9 protein-coding genes, 1 tRNA gene, 1 rRNA gene and 1 pseudogene are annotated in these 10,653 nt (G+C 55.9%); 3 read left to right on the top strand and 9 right to left on the bottom strand.

All coding sequences use genetic code 11. The annotated features are described in order from the left end of the window. Positions 1–4: 4 nt before the first annotated feature. The 4 genes from secD to queA form a co-directional block, all read right to left on the bottom strand. Positions 5–1,873 (bottom strand): protein translocase subunit SecD, encoded by a 1,869-nt coding sequence (gene secD, locus F8N80_RS20285; RefSeq protein WP_150748548.1) that lies wholly within the window; start codon positions 1,871–1,873, stop codon positions 5–7. A gap of 63 nt (positions 1,874–1,936) precedes the next feature. Then, positions 1,937–2,272 (bottom strand): preprotein translocase subunit YajC, encoded by a 336-nt coding sequence (gene yajC / locus F8N80_RS20290; protein WP_053214538.1) that lies wholly within the window; start codon positions 2,270–2,272, stop codon positions 1,937–1,939. A gap of 43 nt (positions 2,273–2,315) precedes the next feature. After that, positions 2,316–3,431: a tRNA guanosine(34) transglycosylase Tgt gene (tgt, locus tag F8N80_RS20295; RefSeq protein WP_162130630.1), complete on the bottom strand. Its 1,116-nt coding sequence runs from the start codon at positions 3,429–3,431 to the stop codon at positions 2,316–2,318. Between the two features lie 5 nt (positions 3,432–3,436). After that, complete coding sequence (queA, locus tag F8N80_RS20300) at positions 3,437–4,486, bottom strand: tRNA preQ1(34) S-adenosylmethionine ribosyltransferase-isomerase QueA (RefSeq protein WP_150748546.1); 1,050 nt, start codon at positions 4,484–4,486, stop codon at positions 3,437–3,439. A 107-nt stretch (positions 4,487–4,593) separates the two neighbouring features. Here queA and F8N80_RS20305 point away from each other — a divergent pair. After that, positions 4,594–4,678: transfer RNA gene (locus F8N80_RS20305), tRNA-Leu, on the top strand. Positions 4,679–4,842: 164 nt separating this feature from the next. Continuing rightward, positions 4,843–5,172, top strand: a complete 330-nt coding sequence (locus tag F8N80_RS20310) for a hypothetical protein (protein WP_150784574.1) — start codon at positions 4,843–4,845, stop codon at positions 5,170–5,172. 379 nt (positions 5,173–5,551) lie between these two features. Here the strand turns inward: F8N80_RS20310 and F8N80_RS20315 are convergent, their stop codons facing one another. Beyond that, complete coding sequence (locus F8N80_RS20315) at positions 5,552–6,850, bottom strand: delta-60 repeat domain-containing protein (RefSeq protein ID WP_150784575.1); 1,299 nt, start codon at positions 6,848–6,850, stop codon at positions 5,552–5,554. 293 nt (positions 6,851–7,143) lie between these two features. After that, positions 7,144–7,686 (bottom strand): annotated as a pseudogene (locus F8N80_RS20320) (Abi family protein); the annotation flags it as partial. Between the two features lie 944 nt (positions 7,687–8,630). Between F8N80_RS20320 and F8N80_RS20330 the strand changes: the two are divergent. Then, positions 8,631–8,942, top strand: coding sequence for a DUF3077 domain-containing protein (locus F8N80_RS20330; RefSeq protein ID WP_150784576.1), 312 nt, complete (start codon positions 8,631–8,633; stop codon positions 8,940–8,942). Between the two features lie 163 nt (positions 8,943–9,105). Here the strand turns inward: F8N80_RS20330 and F8N80_RS20335 are convergent, their stop codons facing one another. From F8N80_RS20335 to rrf, 3 genes are all read right to left on the bottom strand, one after another. Next, on the bottom strand, positions 9,106–9,474 hold the full coding sequence (locus F8N80_RS20335) for a PH domain-containing protein (RefSeq protein WP_150748538.1): 369 nt from the start codon (positions 9,472–9,474) through the stop codon (positions 9,106–9,108). A 59-nt stretch (positions 9,475–9,533) separates the two neighbouring features. Next, positions 9,534–9,986 carry a hypothetical protein gene (locus F8N80_RS20340; RefSeq protein WP_150784577.1) on the bottom strand — a complete coding sequence of 151 codons (453 nt, stop codon included), beginning with the start codon at positions 9,984–9,986 and terminating at the stop codon, positions 9,534–9,536. 541 nt (positions 9,987–10,527) lie between these two features. Beyond that, positions 10,528–10,643 (bottom strand): 5S ribosomal RNA (rrf, locus tag F8N80_RS20345). Positions 10,644–10,653: the final 10 nt, after the last annotated feature.

The raw sequence follows: 10,653 nt of genomic DNA on the forward strand, positions 1-10,653 counted from the left end.
CCCCTTAAATCCACAACTTCTTGAAGTCACGACCGCCGAAGATCAGGTTGACCATCGCGCGGGTCACCATGATGGCCGTGAACATCGAGGTAAAGATCCCGAGGGACATGGTCACTGCGAAGCCCTTCACCGGGCCGGTGCCCATGGCAAAGAGAATCCCGCCGACCAGCAAGGTGGTCAGGTTGGAGTCGAGAATCGCAGTAAATGCCCGGCCGAAGCCTTCGTTGATTGCCCGCTGCACAGACATGCCCGCCGCGATCTCTTCACGTATCCGCGAGAAGATCAGCACGTTGGCGTCGACCGCCATGCCCATGGTCAAGACGATACCGGCGATACCCGGCAGGGTCAGCGTGGCACCCAGCAGCGACATCAAGGCCAGCAGCAACACCATGTTCACCGCCAGCGCGACGGTGGCGATGATGCCGAAGAAGCGGTAGATGGCGATGATGAACAGCGAGACGAACAGCATGCCCCACAGCGATGCATCGACACCCTTGACGATGTTGTCGGCACCCAGGCTCGGGCCGATGGTGCGCTCTTCAGCGAAGTACATCGGTGCCGCCAGACCACCGGCACGCAGCAGCAGCGCCAGCTCGGACGACTCGCCCTGGCCGTTCAGGCCGGTGATGCGGAATTGAGCACCCAGCGGCGACTGGATGGTCGCCAGGCTGATGATCTTCTTCTCTTCCTTGAAGGTTTGCACCGGCACGTCTTTCTCGACGCCATTGACCATTTTCTTGACGTAAGTGGTCACCGGACGCTGTTCGATGAAGATCACCGCCATGCTGCGACCGACGTTGCTGCGCGTCGCGCGACTCATCAGCTCGCCACCGTGGCCATCCAGACGGATGTTCACTTCAGGCGTGCCTTGCTCGCCGAAGCCAGCCTTGGCGTCGGTGACCTGGTCACCGGTGATGATCAGGCCACGCTCGATCTGTGCCGGCGGACGATTGCCTTCACGGAACTCGAAGGATTCGGAAGTGGCCTTCGAAGCACCCGGCTCGGCGGCCAGACGGAACTCGAGGTTGGCCGTCTTGCCGAGGATACGCTTGGCTTCTGCGGTGTCCTGCACGCCCGGCAGCTCAACCACGATGCGGTTGGCGCCCTGGCGCTGAACGATGGGTTCGGCCACGCCCAGCTCGTTGACGCGGTTACGTACCGTGGTCAAGTTCTGCTTGATGGAGTATTCGCGGATTTCCGCCAGCTTGGCCGGGGTCATCGCCAGACGCAGCACCGGCTGGCCATTGAGGTCGGCCGGAACAATGTCGAAATCGTTGAAGTTCTTGCGGATCAGGGCACGGGCTTGTTCGCGGGCTGCTTCATCGGTGAAGCCCAGCTGAATGGCACCGTCGACTTGCGGCAGGCTGCGATAGCGCAGTTTCTCTTTACGCAACAGGCTCTTGACGTCGCCTTCGTAGACTTTCAGGCGCGCGTCGAGGGCTTTGTCCATGTCCACTTCCAGCAGGAAGTGCACACCACCGGACAAGTCCAGACCCAGCTTCATCGGGTGCGCGCCAAAGCTGCGCAGCCATTGCGGGGTGGTTTGCGCCAGGTTCAGTGCAACGACGTAGTCATCACCCAATGCCTTGCGTACAACGTCTTTGGCCGGCAGCTGGTCTTCAGCCTTGGTCAGGCGAAGCAGACCGCCCTTGCCGTTCTCGGCCAGGCTGGCCGCCTTGACGTTGATCCCGGATTCCTTGAGCGCTGCGCTCACACGATCCAGATCAGCCTGAGTGACCTGCAGCGAAGTGCTTGCACCGCTGATCTGAATAGCCGGGTCATCAGGGTATAAATTGGGAGCGGAATACACCAGACCGACCGCCAGCACCGCCAGGATCAGAATGTATTTCCACAGAGGGTATTTGTTCAGCATCACGCCGCCCGCTTATGACGCGGGGCGCCTTGCGCGCCCCGTCGATTGAGTAGAAGTTGAAACTTAGATCGCTTTGAGCGTGCCTTTTGGCAGCGTGGCGGCGATGGCGCCTTTCTGGAATTTCATTTCGACGGTGTCGGAAACTTCCAGAACCACGAAGTCGTCGGCCACTTTGGTGATCTTGCCGGCGATGCCGCCGGTGGTCACGACTTCGTCACCTTTTTGCAGGCTGCCCAGCAGGTTTTTCTGCTCTTTGGCGCGCTTGGCCTGTGGACGCCAGATCATCAGGTAGAAGATGACCAGGAAACCGACCAGGAAAATCCACTCAAAGCCGCCGCCCATCGGGCCAGCAGCAGGTGCAGCGGCGTCAGCCATGGCGTTAGAGATAAAAAAGCTCATTTAGCACTCCAGTTGCAAATGTTGAATCTTGGGGTCAGAAAACTCAGTCCAAAGGCGGAACAGGTAACCCGCGTTTGGCGTAGAAGGCATCGACAAAGGCGGCCAATGTACCCTGTTGAATAGCCTCGCGCAAACCAGCCATAAGCACCTGGTAATGGCGCAAATTGTGGATGGTATTCAACATGCTACCCAGCATTTCGCCGCACTTGTCCAGGTGATGCAGATAAGCACGGGAGAAGTTCTGGCAGGTGTAGCAATCGCAGGTCGGATCCAGCGGCGAATCATCATGGCGATGGAACGCGTTACGGATCTTCAGCACGCCTGTATCAATGAACAGATGCCCATTGCGGGCATTACGGGTTGGCATCACGCAATCGAACATGTCCACACCGCGGCGCACACCCTCCACGAGATCTTCCGGTTTGCCAACGCCCATAAGGTAACGAGGTTTGTCAGCCGGCATCTGGCCCGGCAGGTAGTCCAGCACCTTGATCATCTCGTGCTTGGGCTCGCCCACCGACAGACCGCCGATCGCCAAGCCATCGAAGCCGATCTTGTCGAGGCCTTCCAGGGAGCGCATGCGCAAATCCTGGTGCATGCCGCCCTGCACGATGCCGAACAGCGCCGCCGTGTTGTCGCCATGGGCGTTTTTCGAACGCTGGGCCCAGCGCAACGACAGCTCCATCGATACGCGAGCGACATCTTCGTCGGCCGGGTACGGCGTGCATTCGTCGAAAATCATCACGATGTCCGAGCCCAGGTCACGCTGGACCTGCATCGACTCTTCCGGGCCCATGAATACTTTGGCGCCATCCACAGGAGAGGCGAAAGTCACACCCTCCTCCTTGATCTTGCGCATCGCGCCGAGGCTGAACACCTGGAAACCACCGGAGTCGGTCAGAATCGGGCCTTTCCACTGCATGAAATCGTGCAGGTCGCCGTGCTTCTTGATCACTTCGGTGCCAGGACGCAGCCACAAGTGGAAGGTGTTGCCCAGAATGATTTCCGCGCCCGTGGCGGTGATATCCCGCGGCAGCATGCCCTTGACCGTGCCGTAGGTGCCCACCGGCATGAACGCCGGGGTTTCTACCGTACCGCGTGGAAAGGTCAAACGACCGCGACGCGCCTTGCCGTCGGTGGCCAGCAGTTCAAACGACATACGACTCATACTGTTTCCTCTGGGCCGCGCGGCGCCGGATTACGGGTGATAAACATCGCATCACCGTAGCTGAAAAAGCGGTAACCATGCTCGACGGCGGCTTTGTAAGCGGCCATGGCTTCGGGATAACCGGCGAACGCCGAAACCAGCATCAACAGCGTGGATTCGGGCAAATGAAAGTTGGTGACCAGGGCATCGACCACATGAAACGGCCGGCCCGGGTAGATAAAGATGTCGGTGTCGCCACTGAACGGCTTGAGCACGCCATCGCGCGCCGCGCTTTCCAGGGAACGCACACTGGTGGTCCCCACCGCCACCACCCGCCCGCCACGAGCGCGACAGGCGGCAACCGCATCCACCACGTCCTGGCCGACTTCCAGCCATTCACTGTGCATGTGGTGGTCTTCGATCTTCTCGACGCGCACCGGCTGAAACGTGCCCGCACCCACGTGCAAGGTCACGAACGCCGTCTCGACGCCCTTGGCGGCAATCGCCTCCATCAGCGGCTGATCGAAATGCAGCCCCGCCGTCGGCGCCGCCACCGCGCCCAGACGCTCGGCGTACACCGTCTGATAACGCTCACGGTCCGAGCCTTCATCCGGGCGGTCTATATAAGGCGGCAACGGCATGTGCCCGACGCGATCGAGCAGCGGCAACACCTCTTCGGCAAACCCCAACTCGAACAACGCATCATGACGCGCCAGCATCTGGGCCTCGCCACCGCCGTCGATCAGGATCTTCGACCCCGGCTTGGGCGACTTGCTGGAACGCACATGCGCCAGCACGCGATGACTGTCCAGCACCCGCTCCACCAGAATTTCCAGCTTGCCGCCGGAAGCCTTCTGGCCAAACAGCCGCGCCGGAATCACCCGGGTATTGTTGAACACCATCAAATCGCCCGGACGCAAATGCTCGAGCAAATCAGTGAATTGACGGTGTGCCAGGGCGCCACTGACCCCATCCAGGGTCAACAGGCGACTGTTGCGACGCTCGGCCAAAGGGTGGCGGGCGATCAGCGAATCAGGGAGTTCGAAGGTAAAGTCAGCAACGCGCATGATGGGGTTCGTCTAGCAGGGCCGCAAAGTCTAGCGGAAATATCAAAAATTCTCCATGTACCTGATTGACCAACGGTAATCTCATCTCTATACTTCGCCGCCATTGAGCCCTGATGGCGGAATTGGTAGACGCGGCGGATTCAAAATCCGTTTTCGCAAGAAGTGGGAGTTCGAGTCTCCCTCGGGGCACCAAAATTAAGAAAGGTCTTGCTTTGCAAGGCCTTTTTTTTCGTCTGCAAAAAAGCCACCCCCGCCCCGCCGCAGTCGGGTAGGAGCTGTCGAAGGCTGCGATCTTTTGATCTTGCTGTTCGCCCACGCCGCCCGCACTGGTGGAGCATTTCACAAGGATTCCCCCCATGGAATTGCTGCTGGAAACCGTTGCCCTGTTCTCCCTCAAGCTGGCTTATGAGACGGAGGATTCGAGTCCGATTCTGCGGGATGATTTGATGATGAGTGATTATGAGCGGGAGGTGTTTGGGTTGCTGGTGCGTCGGGGGGATGTTGAGGGGATTCAGCAAAAAGTGGGTGCGTGTGTGTGCCTGGCGATGGAAGCTTTAGGCGGTGCGGAGAAACCCCTTGGACGGGAGTTGAATAGACTCGTAGCTGATTTTGGTAGTGCACAGACGATGGAGCAGCTTGATAACCTGCTTATTACGCTCAGGGATTATTTGAAAGCTATCCAGTAAGGATTCGTTTGGGTGGCCGACTACCCCGACGGAGCCTGCGAGGGGATGGACATGGATATGCATATTCCTGCTGGCCAGCAGCGCAACTAATCAGTATATGGACGGGACGGCTTCGGAGGGGTTGCACGCAGATGCTTCCCTTCAGAAACAAGAAGGCCCCAACGTAATGCCGGACGGCACCAGCACCAGAGAATCGGGCGCGATTGGGGTTGATGCCGCGGTATCCCACCGGTCATGTCAAATGTGTAAGTCACATAAAACTCGGCAAACACTAGAGTGTAGAACTCGACGTGATGAACGCTTGATATGGCACCTATCGTTACTGCTCATCAAGGAGTAACGACAGGAATTCATCACTACAGACGCACCGACATCAATCTCATCCTAAAAACCGTAAAATAGCAGGAGTGCCAGTGCCATTATTGGAGACGGAGCCGCAGGCGACAAGCGCACCGTCGGATTGCACAGCGATCACTCGCGCCATCCCCGGACTTGGGAAAATGACAATTCCATCTGAGTTGCCACCAAACCCAGTATCAGGTCCCCCGTTATCAAGATAACGACCCACTACGCCAAATCCTCCGTCCCCCCCCCAATAAGAACCAACCACTACTATTTTTTTGTCACGCTGTTCTAGACCGGATATCCATTCAAGTTCGTGACCCTTCTCAATGCGCGATATAAATTCAATGACGCCGCCTTCTTTCAGTCGAACGACGAGTCCACTCGATGGGTCACCGCCACCAATATGAGGAGGCGGAGTTCTGCCTATCGCTAAAATTTTTCCATCCTGCTGAATATCAACACCCCACAACTCTGACTCTTCAGGCTCTTGCAACTCTACGTAACCATTCACCCCAAAAGAAGTATCAGGATCTCCATTGATTTCGTAACGAGAAATAAAACCTTTAACTAGAAAGCCTGATTCATTCGGATACGGGATGCGTAAATATCCCGTTATCACGAGCTTTTCAACACCATTGATTATCTGGAGAGCAAGTCCTTCAATACGCTGGGAACTCGCTCTGGTAACATCAACATAACCCTCACCCTGAAAACCGTGATCAAGACTTCCGTTAGCTTTAAGACGGATAAGCCATTTTCGGGAAGTGTGTCTGTTGGTATGGGCCAGCAATATTGATCCGTCCGGAAAAACAATCATGTTCGATCCATCAGAAGCCGAGCTTCTGGGGCGCTCACTGACATCCGACTCTTTAACCACCACCTCTCCGTCGACGTTACACTCTTTCAGAAAATCCAGAACCACTGACCCGTTGACTCCAAAAGTCTTGTCGGGTGTTCCATCCATATTAAATCGGACCAAGCCTGGATAAGAATTAGCGACTGTACCCGATATCAGAACCCGTCCATCAGTTAGCGTAGAAACGCTCAGAGCTTGGGAAGGCAGATTTGTGGCAAATGAGCCAAATATATATCCCCCACCAAAGCCTGGATCAACCACCCCCTTATCTGTAATTCGAGCTAGGAAATAATTATCTCCACCTGACTCTCGCCTCACCCCTGTAACGTAAAAGTGATTTTCAAATCCGTTATTTCCTTCCGCCATGTCGAATATATACAGACCAATGTTCGCCTCTAGCAAACACACACCGTTATTTCCGTAACTTTCATCAGGCTCACCCGCCTTATCACTCCCCCGAACATCTGAACTCGACATTTTTTCTCCCTAATAACCATTAGATTAATCAAGAGCAGCTACCTCCCACTCACTTTCATTCAATTTATGGTTAACCTTGGACTTTGGTCTACTGTCAGAGTTGACAGTAGACAATCGCCTGCTTATCTGGCACGCCCCTTAAAAAATAGTGGCCACCATTTTTTGAGACCAAAATTGGCAACATAGAATAAAAACCAAATTTAATATTCAAAAAACCTAGGCAAAAAAAGGGGAAAAAGAGGGAAAAAAGAAAAAAGGGGGCAAATTTATTTTTTGCTTTACGCCGAAGCCAGCTAGATCCCGAACAGTTTCCGAGGGAACCCGGTCTCATCCGGGAACCCCATCGCTTTGAAGGTGCAGCCCGGCATAGCAGGCTTTCTGTCGATCTGATCCGCGACTTCGCTGATCCAAGTCGAGGCTGGGGCGATCTTCTGTAGAAACCACATGACCGCAACCAACCCGTACAGCCGCTTGAGTGCATGCGGATCCAGCCCCAGCGTCTGAAAATACCGGTCGTCAGGTACCGCTAACGGGTTAGCCGAAGCCTGATTCCAGATACGGGTATGGTGCGCACAGCGGTTGCGCAAATGGCTCGTCTGCTGCATCCACCGACTTAGCATCTTGGCGTTGTCCAAGCCGACGCGCGCGAGGATGAGATTCTGATACTTGCTATTGAGCAGTTCGAAAAACTCCGAGAGATCCCCGAAATCCCATGCTTCCACCGCTACCCAAACGGGTATGGACTTGCCGGCTCGATAGTGCCACTGAATGCAGTCCTCTTTACTTCGTGCAATGTGCGATTGCTGCTTTTGGCTCCACTCTGCCCACTTGTTCCGCCTATTACCGCGACGGTCCGTGTACGGTTGAGTCTATTTGTTCAGAATGAATTTCGCATTGGTAACGTCTTGCTGCAGGCCGTTCATTTTGAACTCCCGCGCCGGGTACCAAAATCCGCTGAGGCGGTAATACCCTAGCTGCGCGAGCTTGCGCTCTGAACCAGACGGGTCATGGATTTGCATACCCCTGCTGGCCAGCAGCGCAACCATATCAGGGTATGTACGGAACGGTTTCGGACGGGCTGGGGTAGGCAACTTCCATGTTCCAGAAACAAGAAGGCCCGAACGTAATGCCGGACTAAGCCAGCACCAGAGGATCGGGCGCGATTGGGATTGATGCTGCCGTAGCCTAATGACCACGTCAATGTATAAGTCACATAAAACGCGGAAAACACTAGGCTTTATGCGGGTTTGTGACGATCTATTGCTGACGATAGGGCGCTTGTGAGCACCCTAAAACAGAGCTCTTTGGTTAGCTGTCAGGCCATTCCGAAATAGCGGTAGGGGTATTCTCTGCGATGCCTGGTGCTAGCAATTTTCAAAGAGAACTGGGTTTGAAAGTTGCAGTAACGGGGTGCGCGCGATACCCTTCCACCGTCGCTGCCAATTCAGCGACCGGGTGTGGAAACCCGTGTAATTCAAGGCGCAACAGCGCCCCCATCACGTCTGCCGGCGCTTTTTTTATGCCTGCGGCGTGAGTTATGGCGGCTGTGCGTGGGACGTCTTTGGGCGTGCCGGTTTCCTTGATTCCCGGTTTTCCACCCTGCGCACAGCTGTCACCCATTCGTGTGGAAACGAATGTGGCAGCTCCTCATATCAAGGAGTTTGATAATGCGCAGCATCAATCCGTACAAAATTTGGGTTTTTCCTCAACGCGACTCCCAGTTGCGTATCGCCCCACCATTCACCCTCCCCCTCCCCCTCTCCGTTATCGGAGGTGGCCAATGACCGAACAATCAGAGCTGAAAACCATCGGTTTAACACCCGCCATCTACTGCGCGGACCAAGCCCTGTTCCACGTCACTCGCGGCGTTCCCCTCGGTGATGCGTTAGCCATGGCTTCCGATTTTCTGTTTCTCGCCAAGGCGCTCACTGAAGATGCCGCCTACGCCAGAGACACCGACCGCCACGCCTGGGCTGCGCATTATTTGACGGCGATGAGTAAGGCGGTGGTTGATGATGCGGTGAAGGTGCTCACGCGGGATCGGCCTTCCACAGTTCCACCTAAGCGGACGACGGCGACGTCTGAAGAGTAGATTTTGAAAAATGGGGAGCGGACTGCTTGGGATTTTGGCAGGACTTTCAACATTGATGTTGGCTGACCTGACGCTTTCGCGGGCAAGCCCGCTCCCACAGGGATTGCGGTGAACTGACTGGCATTGTTAGCCCCGAACTCTTTCGGGGCTGTCGATACTCAGCTCAAAGCACATGCTGGGAAATCAGCTTCGAGATTTCTACCATCGATGTCCTGCCGGTGAATTCGAATTTCACCTTTCCCAGCGATGAAAAATAGATCTCCAGCTCGGAATCCAGGTCGAACGTGCCCGAGGTTTCCACCGAGTACGCCACGATGTTTTTGTACGGCAACGAGGTGAAGTCTTTCTTGCTGCCGGTGAGGCCCTGCACGTTGACGGCGATGATGCGTTTGTTGGTAAAGACCACGCCGTCGCGCATGGATTTGTACGAGTCGATGACGTGTTCCCCGTCGAGCAAAAGGGCGGAAACGCGTTCGGCGTATTCTTCATTTTGCTTGAGTTTGAAAAATCCCTTGTTGTTGAAGTCAATCATTTGCCGCTCCTGTTGTTAAATGCACTTCGACGCTTCCTGCAACGCAATCGCCTCAGCGGCTACTCAATCTGAATCGGTCCCTTGGTCCCGGCATCGCTGTCCGTCCAGTAGTCCTCATTCTGCAGTCGCCGATCGTCCTGGAGGGTGAAGAGGATCTTGCCCTGGCGAAACTGCAGCGTGCCATCGGTGCGTCTGGCATTCACCCGTTGGCCGTTGACCCAGACTTGTTCTTTGGCATCGATGCGGATGGTGGCCACGGTGGCGCCTGAATCGCTCTTGGCCACCCACTGCCCGGCATAGGGGGTCTGGGCGCTTGAGCTGTCCGTGGCGGGGTTGGCGAATCCGGCCTTGGCGTTTTCCGCCTTGGTCTTGTGGATATCGCAGCCTTGGGTTTCGCTGACCTGGGTGCAGCCGGATTGCTCGAGCTGTTTGCGGTACTTGTCGTTGATGGCGTACGCCGGGGATTGTGTCGCGATCAAAATGGCCAGCGCCGGCAGGATGATTCTATTCATGTTTGCTCCTTTGCGATCAAGGTCGAACGGTATCGCACGCTCACTGTAGTGGGCTGATCACGTCCTTCAATACCCGCGCCACATATTGTACCTACATGACAAGATCGCGCTCGTGGAACCCATCACCTGATGTTGTACGCAAGACGCGATAAAACGTCGCCTCCGATGCCAGATAGCGCCCTTGACCGGCCAGGCGCGGCACGATCTGGCTCGGCGGCAGATGGGCGTACTCAGAGCTGTCGCACAGCGTCACCAAGCAGTGATTTGCTCGGGGTAAAGGCCCTTTGCGCCGGCAATACTCGCCCAGGTCGATCTCGGATAAGCTGCCCCGCCTTGATCGTGCCCATGCTCCGCGTGGGAATGCATCCCGCGACGCGCCAGGAACTTCAGGACAATGGGGGGTGTCAGGAAGTGAGCGTCATCGTTGGCGACCGTCGTCGGAACGCCGCCCGGAGCAAGCTCGCTCCTACACACAGCGGCTTTCCTGCGGACAAAAACAAAACCCCTACCTGCATGCGCAGATAGGGGTTTCGGAATTTAATCTTGACGATGACCTACTCTCACATGGGGAAACCCCACACTACCATCGGCGATGCATCGTTTCACTGCTGAGTTCGGGATGGGATCAGGTGGTTCCAATGCTCTATGGTCGTCAAGAAATTCGGGT

It is taken from the genome of Pseudomonas fluorescens (genome assembly GCF_902497995.1).
GTDB classification, from domain to species: Bacteria; Pseudomonadota; Gammaproteobacteria; order Pseudomonadales; family Pseudomonadaceae; genus Aquipseudomonas; species Aquipseudomonas fluorescens_BK.

Excerpts from the sequence above, each read along its gene's own strand:
- secD (WP_150748548.1), bottom strand. The coding sequence starts at position 1,873 with ATGCTGAACAAATACCCTCTGTGGAAATACATTCTGATCCTGGCGGTG.
- yajC (WP_053214538.1), bottom strand. The coding sequence starts at position 2,272 with ATGAGCTTTTTTATCTCTAACGCCATGGCTGACGCCGCTGCACCTGCT.
- tgt (WP_162130630.1), bottom strand. The coding sequence starts at position 3,431 with ATGTCGTTTGAACTGCTGGCCACCGACGGCAAGGCGCGTCGCGGTCGT.
- queA (WP_150748546.1), bottom strand. The coding sequence starts at position 4,486 with ATGCGCGTTGCTGACTTTACCTTCGAACTCCCTGATTCGCTGATCGCC.
- F8N80_RS20310 (WP_150784574.1), top strand. The coding sequence starts at position 4,843 with ATGGAATTGCTGCTGGAAACCGTTGCCCTGTTCTCCCTCAAGCTGGCT.
- F8N80_RS20315 (WP_150784575.1), bottom strand. The coding sequence starts at position 6,850 with ATGTCGAGTTCAGATGTTCGGGGGAGTGATAAGGCGGGTGAGCCTGAT.
- F8N80_RS20330 (WP_150784576.1), top strand. The coding sequence starts at position 8,631 with ATGACCGAACAATCAGAGCTGAAAACCATCGGTTTAACACCCGCCATC.
- F8N80_RS20335 (WP_150748538.1), bottom strand. The coding sequence starts at position 9,474 with ATGATTGACTTCAACAACAAGGGATTTTTCAAACTCAAGCAAAATGAA.
- F8N80_RS20340 (WP_150784577.1), bottom strand. The coding sequence starts at position 9,986 with ATGAATAGAATCATCCTGCCGGCGCTGGCCATTTTGATCGCGACACAA.